The sequence below is a fragment of the Aquabacterium sp. OR-4 genome (assembly GCF_025290835.2).
Classification (GTDB): Bacteria; Pseudomonadota; Gammaproteobacteria; order Burkholderiales; family Burkholderiaceae_C; genus Pseudaquabacterium.
Window position 1 is genome coordinate 732,612 of sequence record NZ_JAOCQD020000003.1, and the last position, 21,553, is coordinate 754,164.

The 21,553-nt window shown below is 70.8% G+C and carries 19 protein-coding genes; 14 read left to right on the forward strand and 5 right to left on the reverse strand.

What is annotated here, in order from left to right; translation table 11 throughout:
* Positions 1-123: 123 nt before the first annotated feature.
* Together N4G63_RS25010 and N4G63_RS25015 are read right to left on the reverse strand one after the other, a co-directional pair.
* A complete protein-coding gene (locus tag N4G63_RS25010) occupies positions 124-1,500 on the reverse strand; it encodes an ABC transporter substrate-binding protein (protein WP_260789689.1) in 1,377 nt (458 codons plus the stop codon).
* A 97-nt stretch (positions 1,501-1,597) separates the two neighbouring features.
* Positions 1,598-2,608, reverse strand: a complete 1,011-nt coding sequence (locus N4G63_RS25015; protein ID WP_443112096.1) for a 2-hydroxyacid dehydrogenase — start codon at positions 2,606-2,608, stop codon at positions 1,598-1,600.
* Positions 2,609-2,752: 144 nt separating this feature from the next.
* On the opposite strand from N4G63_RS25015, the gene N4G63_RS25020 reads away from it, so the two are divergent.
* The 14 genes from N4G63_RS25020 to N4G63_RS25085 all read left to right on the forward strand — a co-directional run bounded on the left by N4G63_RS25020 (position 2,753) and on the right by N4G63_RS25085 (position 19,376).
* On the forward strand, positions 2,753-4,498 hold the full coding sequence (locus tag N4G63_RS25020) for an IlvD/Edd family dehydratase (RefSeq protein ID WP_314600281.1): 1,746 nt from the start codon (positions 2,753-2,755) through the stop codon (positions 4,496-4,498).
* 12 nt (positions 4,499-4,510) lie between these two features.
* On the forward strand, positions 4,511-5,272 hold the full coding sequence (locus tag N4G63_RS25025; protein ID WP_260789691.1) for an SDR family oxidoreductase: 762 nt from the start codon (positions 4,511-4,513) through the stop codon (positions 5,270-5,272).
* A 19-nt stretch (positions 5,273-5,291) separates the two neighbouring features.
* A complete protein-coding gene (locus N4G63_RS25030; RefSeq protein WP_260789692.1) occupies positions 5,292-6,317 on the forward strand; it encodes an L-idonate 5-dehydrogenase in 1,026 nt (341 codons plus the stop codon).
* Between the two features lie 78 nt (positions 6,318-6,395).
* Positions 6,396-7,178: an SDR family oxidoreductase gene (locus N4G63_RS25035; protein ID WP_260789693.1), complete on the forward strand. Its 783-nt coding sequence runs from the start codon at positions 6,396-6,398 to the stop codon at positions 7,176-7,178.
* Between the two features lie 25 nt (positions 7,179-7,203).
* The gene (locus N4G63_RS25040; protein WP_260789694.1) at positions 7,204-8,067 is read left to right on the forward strand and encodes a fumarylacetoacetate hydrolase family protein; all 864 of its coding nucleotides are present in this window, start codon (positions 7,204-7,206) and stop codon (positions 8,065-8,067) included.
* Between the two features lie 21 nt (positions 8,068-8,088).
* Positions 8,089-9,618: a D-arabinonate dehydratase gene (locus N4G63_RS25045; RefSeq protein WP_260789695.1), complete on the forward strand. Its 1,530-nt coding sequence runs from the start codon at positions 8,089-8,091 to the stop codon at positions 9,616-9,618.
* 106 nt (positions 9,619-9,724) lie between these two features.
* Entirely contained in the window at positions 9,725-10,861 is a 1,137-nt protein-coding gene (locus tag N4G63_RS25050) for an Ldh family oxidoreductase (protein ID WP_260789696.1), read from the forward strand.
* 25 nt (positions 10,862-10,886) lie between these two features.
* A complete protein-coding gene (locus N4G63_RS25055) occupies positions 10,887-11,135 on the forward strand; it encodes a SlyX family protein (protein ID WP_260789697.1) in 249 nt (82 codons plus the stop codon).
* A gap of 215 nt (positions 11,136-11,350) precedes the next feature.
* Positions 11,351-12,238, forward strand: coding sequence for a DMT family transporter (locus N4G63_RS25060; protein ID WP_314600282.1), 888 nt, complete (start codon positions 11,351-11,353; stop codon positions 12,236-12,238).
* A gap of 249 nt (positions 12,239-12,487) precedes the next feature.
* Entirely contained in the window at positions 12,488-14,026 is a 1,539-nt protein-coding gene (locus tag N4G63_RS25065; RefSeq protein WP_260789699.1) for a methyl-accepting chemotaxis protein, read from the forward strand.
* A 70-nt stretch (positions 14,027-14,096) separates the two neighbouring features.
* On the forward strand, positions 14,097-14,843 hold the full coding sequence (locus N4G63_RS25070; protein WP_260789700.1) for a c-type cytochrome: 747 nt from the start codon (positions 14,097-14,099) through the stop codon (positions 14,841-14,843).
* Between the two features lie 2 nt (positions 14,844-14,845).
* On the forward strand, positions 14,846-16,174 hold the full coding sequence (locus N4G63_RS25075; RefSeq protein ID WP_260789701.1) for a c-type cytochrome: 1,329 nt from the start codon (positions 14,846-14,848) through the stop codon (positions 16,172-16,174).
* Between the two features lie 29 nt (positions 16,175-16,203).
* Positions 16,204-18,153, forward strand: a complete 1,950-nt coding sequence (locus tag N4G63_RS25080; protein WP_314600283.1) for a B12-binding domain-containing radical SAM protein — start codon at positions 16,204-16,206, stop codon at positions 18,151-18,153.
* Positions 18,154-18,344: 191 nt separating this feature from the next.
* Positions 18,345-19,376, forward strand: coding sequence for a catalase family peroxidase (locus N4G63_RS25085; protein ID WP_260789702.1), 1,032 nt, complete (start codon positions 18,345-18,347; stop codon positions 19,374-19,376).
* Positions 19,377-19,425: 49 nt separating this feature from the next.
* Here the strand turns inward: N4G63_RS25085 and N4G63_RS25090 are convergent, their stop codons facing one another.
* The 3 genes from N4G63_RS25090 to malG form a co-directional block, all read right to left on the reverse strand.
* A complete protein-coding gene (locus N4G63_RS25090; protein WP_260789703.1) occupies positions 19,426-19,920 on the reverse strand; it encodes an anthrone oxygenase family protein in 495 nt (164 codons plus the stop codon).
* A 56-nt stretch (positions 19,921-19,976) separates the two neighbouring features.
* Entirely contained in the window at positions 19,977-20,576 is a 600-nt protein-coding gene (locus tag N4G63_RS25095) for a Crp/Fnr family transcriptional regulator (RefSeq protein WP_260789704.1), read from the reverse strand.
* Positions 20,577-20,660: 84 nt separating this feature from the next.
* Complete coding sequence (malG, locus tag N4G63_RS25100; RefSeq protein ID WP_260789705.1) at positions 20,661-21,551, reverse strand: maltose ABC transporter permease MalG; 891 nt, start codon at positions 21,549-21,551, stop codon at positions 20,661-20,663.
* Positions 21,552-21,553 lie beyond the last annotated feature (2 nt).

Here is a 21,553-nt window from a genome sequence, read left to right on the forward strand (position 1 = left end):
CCGGGGCGCGCCACGCACGCGCGCAGCGCCGTGCACCTTCAAGCAGTCGCGCCAGCCCGGCTTGGCCGGGCTGGCCGGGACGCCCCCCTGGGGGGGAAGCGCCCCTGGGCGCTTCGGGGGGGCTTAGTTCGCGGCGACGGTCTTGATGCGCGAGATCATCTCGTCCACCGCCTTGTCCACCGGCACCTTCTCGCTCAGGATGCGGTTCATGGCCTTGGCCCAGACGTTCTCGTTGTTGAGCACCGTGAACTTGTAGTTCTTGGTGAACTCGAACGGCACCGTGCCGCTCTTGAACTGGTTGTACACGGCCACGCGGTGGGCATCGGCCTTCCAGAAGGCGCTCTCCTGTGCCGTCTTCTGCACCGGGAACCAGCGGCCCTGCGAGCCTTCCACATACGGCGTGAGGTTCTTCTCGTCGAGCATGAAGCTGACGAACTGCTTGGCCAGCGCCTTCTGCTTGGCGTCCTTGAAGATCACGCCCACCTTCACCGCGGCGCGGTACTGCATCTTGCTGCCGTCGGGCTTGGTCGGGAAGCCGGCGGTGGCGATGTTCTCGGCGTAGTTCTTCTTGGCCGTGGCGCGCTGGGCCTCGGTGAGCGTGGCGTTGGTGCTGTCATCGAGCCACTTGGCGGCAATCGAGATCGTCGCGTTGTGGGTCAGGATGATGGTCTTGTTGTGGAAGGCGACGTTGTTGTCGGGGTCCTTCCAGGCGGTGGACGACGGCGGCGTGCAGTTCTTGCCGTACACCGAGGTGTAGTCGGTCATCGCATTGATCAGGCCCTGGCGCACGGCCGGGTCGTCGACCAGCAGCTTGCCCGAATCGTTCACCAGCTTGACGTTGTGCGCGTCCATGAAGGTCAGGAACGAGTAGAACGCGTCGCTCGAATCCACGCCCATCGGGAAGCCGGTGGCATAGCCGCGCGAGCCGGTCTTCTGGCGGTAGGCGCTCTGCACCTTGTCGCACCAGAAGCTCCAGTAGCCCTTCCAGTCTTTCGGGATGTCGGTGTCCTTGAAGCCCGCCTCGGCCAGCATGTCCTTCCAGTACTGGATGTGCATGGTCTGCTGCTTGATCGGGAAGGCGTAGTACGCGCGCTTGCCGTCGGCGTTGTTCAGCAAGAAGGCGGTGGACAGCGCCTGCGGCTCGAACTTGGCGCGCAGCGGATCGATGATCGAGCTGAGGTCTTCGAGCTTGCCGTCATAGGCCCACTTGGCCGCCACCTGGAAGTCGTACACGTCGCCATAGGCCACATCGGGCGGGTTGCCGGCATCGAGTGCGGCCACGCTCTTGGGGATGATTTCCTGCGGCGCATACAGCGACAGCGCGACCTTGCTCTTGGTCTTTTCCTCGAAGGCCTTCACGGCGGCAAACAGTGCGTCGTCCTCGCCCTTGTAGTAGCCCTTGTTCCACCACACGGTGAGGGTCTGCTGGGCAAATGCCGAGGTGGTGGCCATCAGGCCGGCGGCGATCAAGGCGCCGGTGATCCAGTTGCGTGCATGCATCGAGATGTCTCCAGTCGTGGCCCGTTGGGCGGGCTTGTCAATGGCGGTCATGCCGGATGATGATCGTATGATGAATGATGTCTGCTCAGCCCGGGACTTACCCGTGGCCGCGGCACTCGGGCACCGGCGTGGGCGGTGTCTGGCCGCTGAAGTGGGCGGCCAGATTGGCCTGCGCCAGATCGGCCATGGCCTGGCGCGTGGCGCGCGTGGCACTGCCGATGTGCGGGGCCAGCACCACCTGCGGCAGCGCGCGCAGGCGCTCGGGCACCCGCGGTTCGTCGGCAAACACATCGAGGCCGGCGCCGGCGATCACGCCGCGCTCGAGGGCGTCGATCAGCGCGGCTTCGTCCACCACCGAGCCGCGGGCCACATTGACCAGGATGCCGCGCTCGGCCGAGCTGCCGCCCAGCGCGGCCAGCACCTGGGCATTGACCAGGTGGCGGGTGCCGGCACCGCCGGGCGTGATCAGCACCAGAAAGTCGCTCTCGGCGGCCAGGGCCTGGGCACTGGGCAGGTAGCGCCAGGGCAGCCCGGGCTTGGCCGAGCGCGCGGTGTAGGCAATGGCCATGTTGAAGGCCGCGGCGCGCTGCGCAATGGCCTGGCCGATGCGGCCCATGCCCACGATGCCCAGGCGCGCGCCGCTCATCTTGCGTGCCAGCGGCAGTGGCCCGGCGGCGGCCCACTGGCCGCTGCGCACATGGTGGTCGGCCAGCGGGATCTGGCGCGCGGTGGCCAGCATCAGGGCCAGGGCCAGGTCGGCGACATCGTCGTTGAGCACATCGGGCGTGTGCGTGACCATCACGCCGCGGGCACGGGCGGCGGCCACGTCGATGCCGTCGTAGCCCACGCCCATCACCGAGATCACCTCCAGGGCCGGCAGGCTGGCGATGAGCTCGGCGCTGACCTTGCTTTCGCCGCTGGCCGCAATGCCGCGGATGCGCGGCGCCACGGCGGCAAAGGCGGCCGGATCGCTCTCGTGCAGGCGGTCGTGCAGCGTGAAGGCGGCGCGCAGCTGCGGCTCGAGCAGGGGCGACGGGCGGGTCACCGACAGGATCTCGGCCGGGGCCTGCGCGGCTGTGCCCGCTGGCGTGGATGGGGGTGCGTTCACCGCTGCGCTCTCCTGCAAAAACTCGGGGGTTCCACGGGTATTCGGCTCAATCGTCATACCATAGTATCTCGACACAACAAACCCGGGCGCCCGGGAAAACGAGAACACCGGCCGCCCGCAAAGCCAGAGCACCGTGAGCACACGATGAGCGACACACCGAAGAAAAAACGCGCCAAGGATCTGCGCAGCCAGCAGTGGTTCGGCCGCCAGGACCGCGACGGCTTTGCCTACCGCAGCTGGGTCAAGGGCAAGGGCGTGCCGCACGACCAGTTCGACGGCCGGCCGGTGATCGGCATCTGCAACACCTTTAGCGAGCTCACGCCCTGCAACAGCCATTTCCGCACGCTGGCGGAACAGGTGAAGATCGGCGTCTACGAGGCCGGCGGCTTTCCGCTCGAGTTTCCGGTGATGAGCCTGGGCGAGACCCTGCTGCGCCCCACCGCCATGCTCTACCGCAACCTGGCCAGCATGGATGTCGAAGAGAGCATCCGCGGCAACCCGATCGACGGTGTGGTGCTGCTGATGGGCTGCGACAAGACCACGCCCAGCCTGCTGATGGGCGCCGGCAGCGTGGACCTGCCCACCATCGGCGTCAGCGGCGGGCCCATGCTCAACGGCAAGTGGCGCGGCCAGGAGCTGGGCAGCGGCACCGGCGTGTGGAGCATGAGCGAGCAGGTGCGCGCCGGCACGCTGAAGCTGGCTGATTTTTTCGAAGCCGAGAGCTGCATGCACCGCAGCCACGGCCACTGCATGACCATGGGCACCGCCAGCACCATGGCCAGCATGGTCGAGGCGCTGGGCGTGGGCCTGCCCGGCAATGCCGCCTACCCGGCGGTCGACGGCCGGCGCAATGTGCTGGCGCGGGCCGCCGGCCGGCGCATCGTCGAGATGGTGCATGCCGACCAGACGCTGTCGAGCATCCTCACCCGAGAGGCCTTCGAGAACGCCATCCGCACGCTGGCGGCCATTGGCGGCAGCACCAATGCGGTGATCCACCTGATCGCCATTGCCGGCCGCCTGGGCGTGCCGCTGTCGATCGACGATTTCGACCGCCTGGCCAGCGAGCTGCCCTGCCTGGTGAACCTGCAGCCCAGCGGCGAACACCTGATGGAAGACTTCTGCTACGCCGGCGGCCTGCCGGTGGTGATGCGCCAGCTGCTCGAGGCCGGCCTGCTGCACGGTGAGGCCATCACCGCCAACGGCCGCAGCATGGCCCAGAACGTGGCCGAGGCCGAGAACTTCGATCCGCGCGTGATCAAGACCATGGCGGCGCCCTTCAAGCCCGCCGCCGGCATTGCCGTGCTGCGCGGCAACCTGGCACCGCGCGGCGCGGTGATCAAGCCCAGCGCGGCCACGCCGGCGCTGATGCAGCACACCGGCCGCGCGGTGGTGTTCGAGAACAGCGACGACTTCCATGCCCGCATCGACGACGAGGCGCTCGATGTCGACGAGACCTGCATCCTGGTGCTGAAGAACTGCGGCCCCAAGGGCTACCCGGGCATGGCCGAGGTGGGCAACATGCCGCTGCCGCCCAAGATCCTGCGCAAGGGCATCACCGACATGGTGCGCATCAGCGATGCGCGCATGAGCGGCACCGCCTACGGCACCGTGGTGCTGCACACCGCGCCCGAGGCCGCGGCCGGTGGCACGCTGGCCCTGGTAAAAAGCGGTGACCTGATCACGCTGGACGTGGCCGGCCGCCGCCTGCACCTGCATGTGGACGATGCCGAGCTCGAGACGCGCCGCGCCGCCTGGCAGCCGCCCAAGCCACCGCTGGACAGCGGCTACTGGAAACTCTACGTCGACCATGTGCTGCAGGCCGACGAGGGGGTCGATCTCGACTTCCTGCGCGGCAAGCGTGGCGCCTTCGTTCCCAAAGACAACCACTGACCTCACCGCCCCATGAGCACTGTCAACAACAAGTACGCCCTGGTCACGGGCGCCAGTTCCGGCATCGGCCGCGCCTGCGCCCTGGGCCTGCTGGCCGAGGGCTGGACCGTGGCCCTGGTGGGCCGCCGTGCCGATGCGCTGGCCGAAACCGCCGCGGCGGCCGGTGCGGCCGCCAGCCGCGCCCATGCCCTGCCCTGCGATGTGAGCGACGAACACGCGGTGGCCGCGTTGTTCGACACCGTGCGCCAGCGCTTCGGCCGGCTCGACCTGCTGTTCAACAACGCCGGCGTGTCGCTGCCCAACACCTTGCCGGGCGATCTGTCGGCCAGCGAGTGGCGGCGCGCGGTGGATGTCAACCTGCACGGCATGTTCTTCTGCCTGTCGGCGGCCTTCAGGCAGATGCAGACGCAAACGCCGCAGGGCGGGCGCATCATCAACAACGGCTCGATCTCCGCCCATGTGCCGCGGCCCGGCACCATTGCCTACACGGCCACCAAGCATGCGGTGAGCGGCCTGACCCGCGCCGCCGCGCTGGACGGCCGCAACTTCGACATCGCCGTGGGCCAGATCGACATCGGCAACGTGGCCAGCGACATGACGCTGAAGATGGCCGCCGGCGTGCCCCAGCCCGATGGCAGCGTGCGCCCCGAGGCGCGCATGGACATGGGCTCGCTGGTCGAGACCTTCATGGCCATGACCCGCCTGCCGCTGAGCGCCAATGTGCTGTTCACCACCGTGATGGCCACCAGGATGCCCTTCGTGGGCCGTGGCTGACCGTTCACCAAGGCCCGACATGACCCTCGCCTGCCAGATCCACGCCGCGCACGACCTGCGCCTGGTTGATGAAGCCCCGCCTGAACTGGGCCCGCACGATGTGCGCCTGCGCCTGGGCGCCGGCGGCATCTGCGGCTCCGACCTGCACTACTACACCCATGGCCGGGTGGGCGCGTTCACGGTGCGCCAGCCGCTGGTACCAGGGCACGAGGCCTCGGGGGTGGTGGATGCGGTGGGCAGCGCCGTCACGCGGGTGCAGGCCGGTGACCGCGTGGCCTGCAACCCCTCGCATGCCTGCGGCCGCTGCAGCTACTGCCGCGCCGGCCGCGGCAACCTGTGCCGCAGCATGTTCTTCCTGGGCAGCGCCAGCGTTTTTCCGCATGCGCAGGGCATGTTCCGCGAGCGTTTCGTGCTGGGCGAGGCCCAGCTCACGCCCATCACCGAGGCCCACATCAGCCTGGGCGAGATCGCCTGCGCCGAGCCGCTGTCGATCGGTCTGCATGCCATCCACCGCGCCGGGCCGGTGCTGGGCGAGACGGTGTTCATCACCGGCGGCGGCACCATCGGCTGCATGACGGCGCTGGCCGCGCGCCTGGCCGGCGCGGCGCGCGTGATCGTGGCCGATGTGCAGCCGCGCGCGCTCGAGGTGGCGCTGCAGTGCGGTGCCGACGAAGTGCTGCGCAGCGACCAGGTCGACATCGCGGCCTGGGCCGATGTGGCCGAGGTCAGCCTCGAGTGCGCCGGCCACCCCGGTGCGCTGCTGAGCTGCCTGACGGTCACCCAGCGCGGCGGCCGCATCATCCAGGTGGGCACGCTGCCCGACGAGATCGCGTTTCCGGCCAACAAGATCATGGCCCGCGAGCTGGACTACCGCGGCGTGTTTCGCGCCCACCTGGCCTTTGACTGGGCGGTGCAGGCCATCCGCAGCCGGCGTGTGGATGTGCGCCCGCTGATCAGCGCCCAACTGCCGCTCAGCCGTGCGCAAGAGGCCTTCGACCTGGCACTCGACAAGACCCGCAGCACCAAGGTGCAGCTGGTGACCTGACCCACCCGCCGAAGCGCCGGCGTCGGCTGGGCTGCTTCGCCGACCTGCCCTGACTTCCACGCTGGAGACCCCGATCCCATGACCACGACCCAGCCCGGCCGCCTGGCCGGCAAGACCGCCCTCGTCACCGCCGCCGGCCAGGGCATCGGCCGCGCCACCGCGCTGGCCTATGCGGCCCAAGGTGCGCGCGTGATCGCCACCGACATCAACACCGCGCTGCTCGACAGCCTGGCCGCCGAGCTGGCGGGCCTGGGCCCGGGCCACGCCGTGCAGCGCCTGGATGTGACCGACCCCGAGGCGATCCGCGCGCTGGCCCAGGCCCACCCGCAGGTGAACGTGCTGTTCAACGGCGCGGGCTTTGTGCACGCCGGCAGCGTGCTGCAGTGCACCGAGGCCGATTTCGACATGGCCGTGACGCTGAACGTGCGCTCGATGTTCCGCACCATCCAGGCCTTTGCACCGGCCATGCTGGCGGCCGGTGGTGGCGCCATCGTCAACGTGGCCTCGGTGGCCGGCAGCATCAAGGGTGCGCCCAACCGCTTCATCTACGGCACCACCAAGGCGGCCATCATCGGCCTGACCAAGGCAGTGGCGGCCGACTTCATCACCCAGGGCGTGCGCTGCAACGCCATCTGCCCGGGCACGGTGGAGTCGCCCAGCCTGCGTGACCGCATCGCCGCCCAGGCCGCCGCCAGCGGCCAGACGCTTGCGCAGGTGGAGGCCGCCTTCGTGGCCCGCCAGCCCATGGGACGCCTGGGCCAGGTGAGCGAGATCGCCGCGCTGGCGGTGTACCTGGCCAGCGATGAATCCTCCTTCACCACCGGCACGGCCCAAGTCATTGACGGCGGCTGGAGCAACTGACCTCTCTCGACAGAAAGCACCGAGCATGAAACTCCTCCGCCACGGCCCGCGCGCCAACCCCAAACCCGGCCTGCTCGATGCGCAGGGCCAGGTGCGTGACCTGTCGGGCCTGATCGGCGACATCACGCCGGCCACGCTGTCGCCCTCGTCGCTGGCGGCGCTGGCCAGCATGGACGCCGCCACGCTGCCGGTGGTGCCGCAAGGCGAGCTGCAGGTGCCGTTCACCGGCATGAGCAAGTTCATCGCCATCGGCGTGAACTACGCCGACCACGCGGCCGAATCCAACCTGCCCATCCCGGCCGAGCCCATCGTGTTCCAGAAGACGGTCGAAAGCGCCGTGGGCTGCAACCACCCGGTGGTGCTGCCCAAGGGCTCGGTGAAGACCGACTGGGAGGTCGAGCTGGGTGTGGTGATCGGCAGCCGCGCGCGCTACGTGGCCGAGGCCGATGCGCTGCAGCATGTGGCCGGCTACTGCGTGATCAACGACGTGTCCGAGCGCGAGTACCAGATCGAGCGCGGCGGCACCTGGGACAAGGGCAAGGGCTGCGACACCTTCGGCCCCATCGGCCCCTGGCTGGTGACCGCCGACGAGGTGGGTGACCCGCAGAACCTGGCCATGTGGCTGGAGGTGAACGGCCATCGCTACCAGAACGGCAACACCAAGACGATGATCTTCTCGGTGGCCAAGATCGTGGCCTACGTCAGCCAGTTCATGACCCTGAACCCCGGCGACGTGATCACCACCGGCACGCCGCCGGGCGTGGGCATGGGCGTCAAGCCCAACCCCGTGTTCCTGAAGGCCGGCGACGTGATCCGCCTGGGCATCGAGAAGCTGGGCGAGCAGCAGCAGACCGTGCACGCCTGGGATGCGGCCCTGATCGACCGCTGACCGCACCGCAAGGCATCGCCCATGAGCACCGGTCCCGTGATCCGCATCCATGCCGATGACAATGTCGTCATCGCGCGCCAGCAATTGGTGGGCGGCCTGGCGCTGCCGGCCGAGGGCATCACCGTGGCCGGCCTGGTGCCGCCAGGCCACAAGCTGGCCACGCAGCCCATCCGGCAGGGCCAGCCGGTTCGGCGCTACGGCCAGATCATCGGCAGCGCCACGCGCGACATCGCGGCCGGCGAGCATGTGCACACGCACAACCTGGCCTTCAGCGCCTTCGAGCGCGCCCACGAGCCTGGCGCCGCGGCCACGCCCACCGCCTATGAGGCGGCGCCGGCCAGCTTCATGGGCATCGTGCGCGCCGATGGCCGCGTGGCCACGCGCAACTACATCGGCGTGCTCACCAGCGTGAACTGCTCGGCCACCGCGGCGCGGGCGATTGCCGACCACTTCCGGCGCGACATCCGACCGGAGGCCCTGGCCGACTATCCCAACGTCGACGGTGTGGTGGCGCTGACCCACGGCATGGGCTGCGCCACCGCCAGCGACGGCGAAGAACTGCAGGTGCTGCGGCGCACGCTGGGCGGCTATGCCCGGCACCCCAACTTTGCCGCCGTGCTGGTGGTGGGCCTGGGCTGCGAGACCAACCAGATCCAGGGCCTGATCGCGCAGGAAGGCTTGCAGGAGGGTGCGAAGCTGGCCGCCTTCAGCATTCAAGACACCGGCGGCACGGCCAAGACCGTGGCGCGTGGCATCGAACTGGTGAAGGCCATGCTGCCCGAGGCCAACCGCGTGACGCGCCAGCCGGTGCCGGCCCGTCACCTGGTGGTGGGCCTGCAGTGCGGCGGATCGGACGGCTACAGCGGCATCAGCGCCAACCCGGCGCTGGGCGCCGCGGTGGACCGCCTGGTGCGCCACGGCGGCACCGCCATCCTCAGCGAGACGCCCGAGATCTACGGCGGCGAGCACCTGCTCACCCGCCGCGCCGTGAGCGCCGAGGTGGCCGCCAAGCTGCTGCAGCGCATTGCCTGGTGGGAGGCCTACACCGCGCGCAACCAGATGCAGATGGACAACAACCCCTCGGCCGGCAACAAGGCCGGCGGGCTGACCACCATCCTCGAAAAAAGCCTGGGCGCCATCGCCAAGAGCGGCACCACCAACCTGGTGGACGTGGTCGAGTACGCGCAGGCCGTCACCGCCCAGGGCTTCGTGTACATGGACACGCCGGGCTATGACCCGGTGTCGGCCACCGGCCAGGTGGCCGGCGGCGCCAACCTGATCTGCTTTACCACCGGGCGCGGCTCGGCCTATGGCTGTGCGCCCAGCCCGAGCCTGAAGCTCTCGACCAACAACGCGCTGTACACGCGCCAGGCCGACGACATCGACATCAACTGCGGCGACATCGTCGAGGGCGCCGAGACGGTGGACCAGGCCGGCGAGCGCATCTTCCGCATGATGTTGGCGGCGGCTTCGGGCGAGAAGACCAAGAGCGAGCTGCACGGCTACGGCCAGAACGAGTTCGTGCCCTGGCAACTCGGCGCCGTGATGTGACCCGACAGCACCCGGCCTCGCAGGTCTGCGAGGCCACCCGCCGGGCGGGTGGGCCGGCCGGCTTCGGGCGGCCCAGCGCGCGTCCGGCCCTTCTTCGATCAGCCTCATGAGCCATCCCATTGCTGCCGGGTCGATCCCGGTTCAACACGACACGCTGCGCACCTGGGCCAGCGCCTGCCTGCAGGCCGTGGACATGCCGCCCGACGACGCGGCCGAGCTGGCCGACAGCCTGGTGCAGACCAGCCTGTGGGGCGTGGACAGCCACGGCATCGCCCGGCTCACCCACTACCTCGACCGGCTGAGCCGCGGCTCGATCAAGGCCAGGCCGCAGCTGCAGATCACCCGCAGCGGGCCGTGCACGGCCCAGGTGGCGGGTGATGCCGGCCAGGGCATCGTGGTGGCGCACAAGGCCAACCGCCTGGCCATGGAGATCGCGCGCGAGAACGGCATCGCGGCCGTGGGAGTGAACGATTCGTCGCACTGCGGCGCCATCGGGCTGTACACCCGCGCCGCGGCACGCCAGGGCTTCGTGGCCTTCGCGTTCACGCATGCCGACAGCATTGCGGCGCCGCACGGCGGCACGCGGCCCTTCTTCGGCACCAACCCGATCAGCATCGCGTTCCCCCGGGCCCGGGCCGGCGCCGAGCCGCCTCAAGACGGCCCGGTTCCCCTTGGGGGGCAGGCGCAGGGCGCCGTGGGGGCTGACCTCTATGGTGAACCCACCTGCCTGGACATGGCCACCACCTCGATCCCCTGGAACCGGGTGATGAACGCCCGGCGCGAGGGCCACCCGCTGCCACCCGATGTGGCCATCGACGGCCAGGGCCGGCCCACCACCGATGCCGACGCCGCCATCGCCGTCACGCCGCTGGGCGGCGAGCAGTACGGCCACAAGGGCTATGCCATGGCGCTGATGGTCGACCTGCTGTGCGGGCCGCTGAACGGCGCACCGTTCGGCGCCCACATTCCGCCGATGTTCAAGGATCTGGACGCGCCGCGGCGCATCGGCGCGTTTTTCATCGTCATCGATCCGGCACGCTTTGCCGGCGGCGCGATGCTGGCCGCCGTGGTGGCGCAGCTGGCCGGCGAGCTGGCCGCCGAGCCCGGCAGCCCACGTTTGCCCGGCGACCCCGAGCGCGACCATGATCGGCAGCGCCGCGCCCAGGGCATTCCCATCGAGCCGGCGCTGGCCGAGCAGATGCGCGCCTGGAGCACGCGGCTGGGCGTGACGCCGCCGCTGTAGCCCGCGCATCGTGTCCAATCGGGCCATGCCCGACGATCTGACCGACCTGACCGACCCCATTGACCCCACCGACCACCGGCTGACCGAGCTGGAGATCAAGCTCAGCTACGCCGAAGACGCGCTCGACCGCCTCAACGAGGTGATCGTGCGCCAGCAGACCCAGATCGACGCCCTGGTGCGCGAGGTGCTGTCGCTGCGCAGCCAGGCGGGCTCGGCCGATGCGGGCAGTGGCGCGATGCGCAGCCTGCGCGACGAGTTGCCGCCGCACTATTGAGTTGCCGCCGCACTATTGAGTTGCCGCCGCACGACTGAGCCGGTGGGCGGGGCGGCGGGCCGAGCGCGCGCACGGCCGGCTGTCCCCGGGTTGACTGCGCACCAGGCCCTCGATCACCGACGCTCGGCGCTTTGCTGTCCGTGGCCGCGCAGGCGGCCTGCCCTGTGCCTGTGATCACCCTTGCCACGCGTTGGCGCAGCCTGTCCGAGCGGGCCGTGCGGCGCACCGCCCACTGGAGCCCCACCACCCGCGGCCTGCTGTGGGTCAGCAGTTCGGGCCTGATCTTCAGCATGCTCAATGCCGTGATGCGCGGGCTCACGCAGCAGGTCGATCCGTTCCAGGCGCAGTTTCTGCGCTACTTCGTCGGCCTGCTGGTGCTGCTGCCGGTGGTGTTGCCGGCCGGCTGGGCGGCCTATCGGCCCAAGGACGTGACGGCGCAGTTCACCCGCGGTGCGGTGCACACCCTGGGCCTGGGCCTGTGGTTCATGGCCTTGCCGCGCATTCCGCTGGCCGACATGACCGCCATCGGCTTCACCGGGCCGATCTTCATCATGATCGGCGCGTGGCTGGTGTTCCACGAGCCCATGCGCTGGGAGCGCTGGCTGGCCACGCTGCTGGGCTTTGGCGGCGTGCTGATCATCGTGGGGCCCAAGCTGTCGGGCTCGGGCGGGGTGTGGCACCTGGTGATGCTGGCCTCGGCGCCGGTGTTCGCAGCCTCGTTCCTGCTGACCAAGGCCATGACCCGGCACGAGAGCGCGGGCGTGATCCTCGTCTGGCAGTCGATCAGCGTGTCGGTCATCAGCCTGCCGCTGGCCCTGTGGCACTGGCAGTCGCTGAGCCTGGTGCAGTGGGGCCTGTTCGGGCTGTGCGGCGTGCTGGGCAGCGCGGGCCACTACTGCCTGACCCGCGGTTTTGCCGCGGCCGACATCTCGGCCACGCAGTCGGCTCGGTTTCTCGACCTGGTGTGGTCGGCGGTGATGGGCTGGCTGCTGTTTGCCGATCTGCCCAGCGCGGCCACGCTGCTGGGCGGCAGCGTGATCAGTGCCGCCACGGTGTGGCTGGCGCGGCGGGAATCCCTGCGGCGCCAAGGCGCCGCAACTTAGGCAGGCCGGGCGCCAAGGCGCCGCAACTTAGGCAGGCCGGGCGCCAAGGCGCCGCAGCTTAGGCAGGCCGGGCGCCTTGGCTCCCTGGCCGCCTGGGCCGTGCGCTAGTTCACGGTCTGGCCGGTGTGTGCACTCCATGCCGGCGATCGGGGGGCCGAAGACAAAGCCATGGATCGTCCACGGCGCAAGGGCAGTTGCGCGCTGGTGAGACCGATCACGCCTTGTCGTTCAACGTTTGAAAGCCTTCTCATGTCCTTCACTGCCCATTGGCGCATCGGTCAGCGTCTGGCGCTGGCCTATGGCCTGATCGTGGCCCTGCTGCTGGCCGTCACCGCCGTCACGCTGCCGCAGCTGGCGTCCACCCAGGCGGCCACGCACAGCCTGGTGACCGAACAGGCCGAACGCCTGGCCCTGGCCAACGAGTGGCGCGAAGCCATCGCCACCAATTCGCAGCGCGCCCTGGCGCTGGGCCTGAGCGCCGACGAGAGCCTCAAGGAACACTTCGCCGACAAGATCAAGGCCACCAGCGCCCGCACCAGCGAGGTTCAGAAGCGCTACGCCGAGCTGGAGACCACGCCCGAAGGCCGTGCCGGCCAGGAGCGCCTGGCCGAGGTGCGCAAGCGCTACCTGGCCACCCGCGACGAGATGCTGGCCGCGCGCGGCGATGCCTCCAAGCTGGCCCAGACCGGCGCCAGCTTCAAGAAGATCGCCGAGGAGTACATGGGCGTGGCCACCGATGTGGTCAAGTTCCAGCAAGAGCGCGCCAAGGCCATGGGGGCCACGGTGGACCAGGCCATCGTCACCGCGCGCAGCGTGTTTCTGGGCGCGGTGCTGCTGACGGTGGTGCTCTGCGTGGTCTCGGGCCTGCAACTGGCGCGCTCGCTGGCCGCGCCGCTGGGCCAGCTGCAGGCCTCGGCCCAGCGCATTGCCGACGGTGACCTCAGCGAAAGCCTCAACACCACCGGCGAGCGCAGCGAGCTGGGCCGGCTGCACGACGCCATGGCCAGCATGCAGTCGGCCCTGCGCCGGCTGGTGCAGCAGGTGCGCGAAAGCAGCGATTCGATCCGCATCGCCAGCACCGAGGTGGCCTCGGGCAACACCGATCTGAGCCACCGTACCGAGTCGACGGCCAGCAATCTGCAGCAGACCGCTTCGTCGGTGCAGCAGCTCACCGGCACGGTGCGCCAGAGCGCCGACACCGCCGCCGAGGCCAACCGCATGGCCGACAGCGCCCACCACGTGGCCCGCCAGGGCGGCGAGGCGGTGCGCAGCGTGGTCGACACCATGGCCGGCATCCAGGAGTCGTCGCGCAAGATCGCCGACATCATCGGCACCATCGACGGCATCGCCTTTCAGACCAACATCCTGGCGCTGAACGCGGCGGTGGAAGCCGCCCGTGCCGGTGAGCAGGGCCGCGGCTTTGCCGTGGTGGCCGGTGAGGTGCGCACGCTGGCGCAGCGCTCGTCGGCGGCCTCGCGCGAGATCCGCGGGCTGATCGATTCGTCGGTGCAGCGGGTCGAGCAGGGCACGCGCGCCGTCGAAGGCGCCGGCCGCACGATGACCGAGATCGTCACCGGCGTGCAGCAGGTGGGCAGCCTGATCGCCGAGATCAGCGTGGCCACCCGCGAGCAGAGCCAGGGCCTCGACGTGGTCAACCAGTCGGTCGCCGCACTCGACCAGGCCACGCAGCAGAACGCCGCGCTGGTGGAAGAAGGCGCCGCCGCCGCCGAAAGCCTGCAGGAACAGGCTCAGCGCCTGCACGCCCTGGTGGCCGACTACCGCGTGTGAGCCGGCGCGGCACGCCGGCCACGCCGCGTGGCGGCAGGCTACAGTGCCGCGGCCGATGAACGCCCTGCCCATGCCCCGTCTGCTGGCCGCCCTGGTGGCGGCCTTGGCGTTTGCCTGGGCCTTGGCGTTTGCCTGGGCCATGGCGCCGGGCCTGGCGGCGGCGCAGCCGGCCGCTGCGTCGCCACCGCTCGACTCGATGGCGCGCCGGGTGATGGCCTGCACCGCCTGCCATGGCGCCGAGGGCCGGGCCGTGGGCAGCGCCTTCGTGCCGCGCATCGCCGGCAAGCCGGCCGGCTACCTGCACCGGCAGATGCTGAACTTTCGCGACGGCCAGCGCCGTCATGACGGCATGGCCCGCCTGATGGCGCCGCTGGGCGACGCCTACCTGGGCGAGATCGCGCAGCATTTCGCCTCGCTCGACCTGCCCTGGCCGCCACCGGCGCCGGTGGCCGCCACGCCGGCCCTGCTGGCGCGCGGCGAGCAGTTGGTGCGCCAGGGCGACGCCGCGCGCCGCCTGCCGGCCTGCACGGCCTGCCATGGCAGCGCTCTCACCGGCCTGGCGCCGGCCGTGCCGGGCCTGCTGGGCCTGCCGCAGGCCTATGTGAGCGCGCAGCTGGGCGCCTGGCGCGCCGGCACGCGGCGGGCACTGGCGCCCGACTGCATGCACCAGGTGGCGCAGGCGCTGCACGCCGACGAGGTGGCGGCGGTGGCCACCTGGCTGGCGGCACAGCCGATGCCGGCCGATCACCGCGCCGTGGCCGCGCTGCCGGCACCGATGCCGCTGCGCTGCGGCGCGGCACCCGAGCCGGCGCGTTGAGCATGGCCGGCCATCGCCCTCATCGTTACCGTCACCCTCTGCGCGGCCGCCTGGCCGTGCTGGGCGCGCTGCTGGCCGTGCTGCTGGCCACCGCGGCCGCGGCCGTGGCCTGGCTGGACCGCCTGCCGGCCGAGCCGGCCACACCCGCCGCCGGGCCGCCGCCGGCCGATGCCGCCACGCTGGCCCGCGGTGCGGCGCTGGCCCGGCTGGCCAATTGCGCCGGCTGCCACACCGCCCCGGGGGGGGCCGCCTTGGCCGGGGCCCGCGCCCTGGCCACGCCCTTCGGCACCGTGTTTGCCGGCAACCTGACGCCCGACCCGGCCACCGGCCTGGGCCACTGGAGCGCCGACGACTTCTGGCGCGCACTGCACCATGGCCGCGGGCGCGATGGCCGGCGGCTGGTGCCGGCCTTTCCGTACACCAGCTTCACCCACATCGGCCGGGCCGACAGCGATGCGCTGTTCGCCTGGCTGTGCGCGCAGACGCCGGTGGCGGCAGCGCGCCCGCCGCACGCCCTGCGCTGGCCCTTCGGCAGCCAGCCGGCGCTGGCGGTGTGGCGCGTGCTGCACTTCCGCCCGGCCGAGGCCGCGGCAGCCCCGGCGCCCGGCCCCAGCGCCGAGCGGGGTGCCTGGCTGGTGCGCGGCCCTGGCCATTGCGCCGAATGCCATGCCGCACGCAATGCGCTGGGCGGCCGCATCCAGCCCGAGGCGCTGCGTGGCGGCCTGATGCCGATGGGCGACTGGGAGGCGCCGGCGCTGGCCTGCCTCACCGCCCGGCCCGGAGCCGAGGGCAGCGGCCCGCCCGATGCCGCGCGCAGCGCTGGCCTGGTGAGCCTGCTGCGCACCGGCCGCCATGGCCCCGACAGCGTGGCCGGCCCGATGGCCGAGGTGGTGCTGGCCAGCACCCAGTACTGGCCCGAAGACGATCTGCGCGCCGTGGCTGCCCACCTGGCCCGCCTGCCCTGCCCGGGGCCCGCCGAGCGCCCGGCCCCGCCCAGCCCCCTGAGCGACGAGCGCCGCGCCCTCGGCCAGCAGCTCTACACCCGCCACTGCGCCGATTGCCACGGCGCGCGCGGCGAGGGCGTGGCCGGCATCTACCCGGCGCTGGCCGGCAACCGCAGCGTGAACCTGCCCACCGCGCTGAACCTGGTGCAGGCGCTGCGGCATGGCGGCTTTGCGCCGGCCACCGCCAGCCACCAGCGGCCGCATGGCATGCCGCCGCAGTTTCTCAATGACGACGAGATGGCTGCCGTGGCCAGCTGGGTGCGCCAGGCCTGGGGCAACCAGGGCCAGCCGCTGGGCTGGCTGGAGGTCTCGCGCGTGCCGCGCTGAGCGGCGGCCGCGGCACCGACAATCGCGCCATGTCCGTGCCCGTGCCGCCTGCCGCCCCGCCATCGCCGATGCGTGTGCTGTCGCTCATCGCCCCGATGACGCAGCTCAACACGCCCTACCCGTCCACCGCGTACCTCACCGGCTTTCTGCGCAGCCAGGGCCTGCATGCCCAGCAGGATGACCTGGCCCTGGCGCTGGCCCTGGCGCTGCTGTCGCCCGGCGGGCTGGAGGCCCTGCGCGCCGAGGCCGAGGCCCAGGCGCCGCGCCAGCGCACGCCACGTGTGGCCCGCTTTCTGGCGCAGTTTGCGCGCTACCGCGCCGCCATCGGCCCGGCGGTGGCCTTTCTGCAGGGCCGCGACGGCACGCTGGCGCAACGCATTGCCGGGCGCGAGTTCTTGCCCGAGGGCGAGCGTTTTCGCAGCCTGGACGTGTACGACGACCCCGACGGCGGCGACCCGATGGCCTGGGCCTTTGGCGCGCTGGGCCAGACCGACCGCGCCAAGCACCTGGCCACGCTGTTTCTGAACGACATCGCCGATGTGGTGAAGGACGCCGCCGACCCGCGCTTCGAGTTCGTGCGCTACGCCGAGAGCCTGGCGCAAAGCCAGGCCAGCTACGAGCCGCTGGCCCAGGCCCTGGCCGCCGCGCCCACGCTGGTCGACCGCCTGCTGCACGATCTGGCGCTGGCCAGCATTGCGCAGCACCAGCCCACACTGGTGCTGCTGAGCGTGCCCTTTCCGGGCGCGGCGTATGCGGCGCTGCGCATCGCGCAGACCATCAAGGCGCAGCACCCGCAGATCTGCATTGCGCTGGGTGGCGGCTACGTCAACACCGAGCTGCGCGAGCTGGCCGATCCGCGCATCTTCGACGCGGTGGACTTCATCACCCTCGACGCCGGCGAGCGCCCGGTGCTGGCGCTGATCGAGCACCTGCAGGGCCGGCGCGGCCCGCAGCGCCTGGTGCGCTGCTTTCGCCGCAGCGCCGATGGCCAGCGCGTGGAGTACGTGAACTGGCAGGAGCCCGACATCCCGTTCGAGCAGACCGGCACGCCCACCTGGGACGGCCTGCCGCTGCAGCGCTACCTTTCGCTGCTGGACATGCTCAACCCCATGCACCGGCTGTGGAGCGACGGCCGCTGGAACAAGCTCACCGTGGCCCATGGCTGCTACTGGAAGAAATGCAGCTTCTGCGACGTGGGGCTCGACTACATCGGCCGCTACGAGGCGGCCAGCGCCGAGCTGCTGGTTGACCGCATCGAGGCCGTGGTGGCCGAAACCGGGCAGACCGGCTTTCACTTCGTCGACGAGGCGGCGCCGCCCAAGAGCCTGAAGGCGCTGAGCGCCGAGCTGCAGCGCCGCGGCACGGCCATCAGCTGGTGGGGCAACATCCGCTTCGAGAAGAGCTTCAACCGCGAGCTGGCCCAGGCCATGGCCGACAGCGGCTGCATTGCCGTGACCGGCGGGCTCGAGGTGGCCAGCGACCGCCTGCTGCAGCTGATGAACAAGGGCGTCACGGTTGACCAGGTGGCCCGCGTGACCCGGGCCTTCAGCGAGGCCGGCATCCTGGTGCATGCCTACCTGATGTACGGCTTTCCCACGCAGACGGTGCAGGAGACGGTGGACGCGCTCGAGTACGTGCGCCAGCTGTTTGCCGAGGGCTGCATCCAGAGCGGGTTTTTCCACCGCTTCGCCTGCACCGTGCATTCGCCGGTGGGGCTTGACCCGGCAGCCTATGGCGTGCGCCTGCAGCCGCTGCCCATGCCCGAGGGCGGGCGCGTGTTCGCGCGCAACGATGTCGGCTTCACCGACCCCACCGGCACCAACCACGACCAGCTGGGCGTGGGCCTGCGCAAGGCCATCTACAACTACATGCACGGCATCGGCCTGGACGAAGACGTGCGCGCCTGGTTCGACCACCCGGTGCCCAAGGCGCGGGTGGCGCGCAACCGCATTGCGCGCGCGCTGGGCGAGACGGGTTGATGTGCGGCTGGCCTGAAAGCCTGGTGGTTTGAGCGCCGACAGGCCGTGGAGCGCCGCGCTGTAAGGATTGCGCCGCCCCAGCGACTGGGCAGGGCACGTGGGCCGAGATGGCCGCCGCTGGCCAAGGCCGGCGGCGGGCAGCGGCACCACGGCCGAAGCACCCATGCACCCTGTCAACCCAGCGAGCAGCCATGTCCAAGACCCAGCCCCTCCTTTCCGCCCTGGCCCTGGCCAGCACCGCGCTGTGCCTGAACGCCCAGGCGCAGATGGCGGCCGATGCCGCCAGCCAGGCCGCGGTCGATCCGAGTGCCTTTCTCAACCAGTTCGAGGCCAGCTTCGGCAAGTTCGAGGGCTACCGCCGCTCGGGGGCCAAGGGCATCTGCGCCACGGGCGAGTTCGTCGGCACGGCCGAAGCGCGCGGCCTGTCCACCGCCACGGCCTTCAGCGGCCGGCCGGTGCCGGTGCTGCTGCGCTTCTCGGTGGGCGGCGCCAACCCCAAGGCGGCCGACAACGCGAAGTCGCAGCGCAACATGGCGCTGCAGTTCAACCTGCCCGGCGGCGAGGTCTGGCAGATGGGCAACATCTCGGCGCCGGTGTTCGGCGCGGTCACGCCGCAGCAGTTTCTGGGCCGCCTGGCCTCGCTGCAGCCCGATCCGGCCACCCGGATGCCCGATGCGGCCCGGGTCAAGGCCTTTGCCGATGCCAACCCCGAGGTGCTGCTGCAGGGCCGGCACTTTGCGTCGCAGCCGGTGCCGGCCAGTTTTGGCACGGTCAACTACTGGGGCGTGCATGCCTTTGCCTTTGTCAATGCCAGCGGTGCGCGGCAGTTCGGCAAATGGGTGTTCGAGCCGGTGGCCGGCGTGCAGGGCCTCAGCGACGACGAGGCCAAGGCCAAGGGCCCGAACTTTCTGTTCGACGAGCTGCGCCAGCGCGTGAAGGACGGTACGGTGGCCTTCCACTTCAACCTCGAGCTGGCCCAGGCCGGTGACCGCCTCGACAACGCCACCGTGCCGCTGCCCGAAGGCCGGCCCAAGCTCCGGCTGGGTGTGCTGAAGCTGCTGAGCGTGGCCCCGGACGCCGGTGGCGAGTGCCTGAACATCACCTTCAACCCGATGGTGCTGCCCAAGGGCGTGGAGCCCTCGGCCGATCCGATGCTGGCCGCGCGTGCGGCGCCCTATGCCGTGGGCCTGGGGCGCCGGCTGAGCGAGGGTGCCAAGCAATGAGGCCGGGGCCATAGCGCCAGGCAACAGTGCCCGGCCTCAGCGCCCGGCCTCAGCGCCGGGCACGCCAGCACAGCGCGGCCAGGGCCAGCGCAAAGAGCGTGGCGCTGCAGGCGGCGCGCCAGGCGTTGGCGCGGTTCCAGGCGTCGCGGGTGGCGGCCCAGTCGGGCGGCAGCGTGGCGGCCGTCCACGACTCGGTCAGGTGGTTCAGCGGCAGGTTGACCTGCCGCGTGAACAGCACGATGCCCAGCGCATAGGCCAGGCCGATGCCGGCCACCAGCCACCACCAGGCCGGGCGCTGGCGCCAGGCATCGGCCAGGGCCAGCAGGCACAGCAGCGGCGGGCTGAAGAAGAACGCAAAAAACAGCGCATGCCGCACGTTGCGGTTGAAGCCCGACTGCACCAGCGCGTAGGTGGCGCCGTTGAGCTCGCGGGTGGCCAGGTTGACATTGGCCGAGTAGGTGCCAAAAAACCCGGCCATGATGCCCAGGCTGAACACCGCCAGGGCCAGGCCGGCCCAGGCCAGGAGGTGGGTGGCGCGCTGCATGTGCTGCTCCGTTGACTGCGATGGCGCCACTGTGCCGGCCCGGCCGGCGTGGCGCCTTAACCCGGGTTCAGGCGGCGGCGGATGCGCGACAGCGCGACATCGGTGATGCCCAGGTACGAGGCCAGGTGCCGCAGCGGCAGGCGCGACAGCCACTCGGGCCGCTGCGCGCACAGCGCCTGGTAGCGCTGCGTGGCGGTGCATTGCAGAAACTGCTGCTCGCGCCGCATCTTGTCATCCAGCAGCGCGGCCAGGGTGCGGCGCTCGAGTGCCTGCCAGGCCGGCCAGCCCGGTGCCTCGGTGCAGGCCTGCTGCCAGGCGGCGGCCGGCACGGCCCACAGCTGCGTGGGCTCGACGGCCTCGATCCAGAAATCCACCGCTTGCGTGGCCAGGGTTGGCGTCAGCGGCCACAGCAGCGCGCCATCGAGAAAGAAGTTCTTGTTCGAGGCCTGGCCCTGGCGGTCGAGGTAGTACAGGCGCAGGCCGCCGCGGGCCACCCAGTACAGGCAGGTCCAGTGCTCGCCGGCGCGCAGCAGCGGGGTACCGGCGGCGCACTGGATCGGGCGCGCAGCGGCCGCCACGGCCTGGGGCGCCGCGGGCAGCTCACCCAGCAGGGTGTGCAGATGCTGCTGCAGCGGCGTGGCCAATGGGGTGGTCATTGGGGTGGCCAATGGGGTGGTCAATGGTGTTGGACTGGGCGTGGGCACCGGCGCGGACATGCACCGATGCTGCCAGAGCCGCCATCACGATTTGACGCCGCCGGCGGTGAGGCCGGCCACCAGCCAGCGCTGCATCAGCAGGAACATCAGCGTGAGCGGAATGCCGGCCAGCAGGGCGGTGGCGGCGAAGTCGCCCCACAGGTAGCGCTGGTTGAACAGGAACAGCCGCGAGCCCACCGCCAGCGTCAGCTGCTGTTCGTCGTGCAGCAGCACCGAGGCCAGCGGGTACTCGATCATCGCGCCCAGAAAGCCCAGCACGAACACCACCGCGATCACCGGCCGCGCCAGTGGCAGCAGCACCAGCACAAAGGCCTGCCAGCGGCTGGCGCCGTCCACCACGGCGGCTTCTTCCAGGTCTTCGGGCACGCTCTCGAAGTAGCCCTTGATCAGCCAGATGTGCTGGGCCACGCCGCCGCAGTAGGCCAGCACCAGGCTCCAGTGGCTATTGAGGCCCAGCCAGGGCAGCCACTCGCCCAGGCGGTCGAAGATGGCGTACACCGCCACCAGGGCCAGCACCGCCGGAAACATCTGCAGCAGCAGCATGCTGGTGAGCGTGAACTGCCGGCCGGCAAAACGCAGGCGGGCAAAGGCATAGGCCGCTGTCAGCGACAGCAGCAGCCCGGCCGTGGCGCTGGCCAGCGCCACCTTCAGCGAGTTGGCAATCCACTGCAGCACCGGAAACGGCGGCGGCACCAGGCGGCCCTGGGCGTCGAAGACCGGCAGGCCCAGCGCCAGGCGCCAGTGCTCGAAGCTGATCTCGCGCGGGATCAGGCTGCCGCCGGCAAAGTTGCCCGGCCGCAGCGAGATCGACACGATGCTCAGCAGCGGCGCCAGGCTCAGCGCGATGAACAGCAGCAGCGCCAGGTGCAGCGCCAGCAGGCGCCAGCGTTGCGAGGCCTTTTGAACCATGGGCATGC

What these genes read in the sequence shown, in the direction of transcription:
- N4G63_RS25010 (WP_260789689.1), bottom strand. Translation starts at nt 1,500, where the DNA reads ATGCATGCACGCAACTGGATCACCGGCGCCTTGATCGCCGCCGGCCTG.
- N4G63_RS25020 (WP_314600281.1), top strand. Translation starts at nt 2,753, where the DNA reads ATGAGCGACACACCGAAGAAAAAACGCGCCAAGGATCTGCGCAGCCAG.
- N4G63_RS25025 (WP_260789691.1), top strand. Translation starts at nt 4,511, where the DNA reads ATGAGCACTGTCAACAACAAGTACGCCCTGGTCACGGGCGCCAGTTCC.
- N4G63_RS25030 (WP_260789692.1), top strand. Translation starts at nt 5,292, where the DNA reads ATGACCCTCGCCTGCCAGATCCACGCCGCGCACGACCTGCGCCTGGTT.
- N4G63_RS25035 (WP_260789693.1), top strand. Translation starts at nt 6,396, where the DNA reads ATGACCACGACCCAGCCCGGCCGCCTGGCCGGCAAGACCGCCCTCGTC.
- N4G63_RS25040 (WP_260789694.1), top strand. Translation starts at nt 7,204, where the DNA reads ATGAAACTCCTCCGCCACGGCCCGCGCGCCAACCCCAAACCCGGCCTG.
- N4G63_RS25045 (WP_260789695.1), top strand. Translation starts at nt 8,089, where the DNA reads ATGAGCACCGGTCCCGTGATCCGCATCCATGCCGATGACAATGTCGTC.
- N4G63_RS25050 (WP_260789696.1), top strand. Translation starts at nt 9,725, where the DNA reads ATGAGCCATCCCATTGCTGCCGGGTCGATCCCGGTTCAACACGACACG.
- N4G63_RS25055 (WP_260789697.1), top strand. Translation starts at nt 10,887, where the DNA reads ATGCCCGACGATCTGACCGACCTGACCGACCCCATTGACCCCACCGAC.
- N4G63_RS25065 (WP_260789699.1), top strand. Translation starts at nt 12,488, where the DNA reads ATGTCCTTCACTGCCCATTGGCGCATCGGTCAGCGTCTGGCGCTGGCC.
- N4G63_RS25070 (WP_260789700.1), top strand. Translation starts at nt 14,097, where the DNA reads ATGCCCCGTCTGCTGGCCGCCCTGGTGGCGGCCTTGGCGTTTGCCTGG.
- N4G63_RS25075 (WP_260789701.1), top strand. Translation starts at nt 14,846, where the DNA reads ATGGCCGGCCATCGCCCTCATCGTTACCGTCACCCTCTGCGCGGCCGC.
- N4G63_RS25080 (WP_314600283.1), top strand. Translation starts at nt 16,204, where the DNA reads ATGTCCGTGCCCGTGCCGCCTGCCGCCCCGCCATCGCCGATGCGTGTG.
- N4G63_RS25085 (WP_260789702.1), top strand. Translation starts at nt 18,345, where the DNA reads ATGTCCAAGACCCAGCCCCTCCTTTCCGCCCTGGCCCTGGCCAGCACC.
- N4G63_RS25090 (WP_260789703.1), bottom strand. Translation starts at nt 19,920, where the DNA reads ATGCAGCGCGCCACCCACCTCCTGGCCTGGGCCGGCCTGGCCCTGGCG.
- N4G63_RS25095 (WP_260789704.1), bottom strand. Translation starts at nt 20,576, where the DNA reads ATGACCACCCCATTGGCCACGCCGCTGCAGCAGCATCTGCACACCCTG.
- malG (WP_260789705.1), bottom strand. Translation starts at nt 21,551, where the DNA reads ATGCCCATGGTTCAAAAGGCCTCGCAACGCTGGCGCCTGCTGGCGCTG.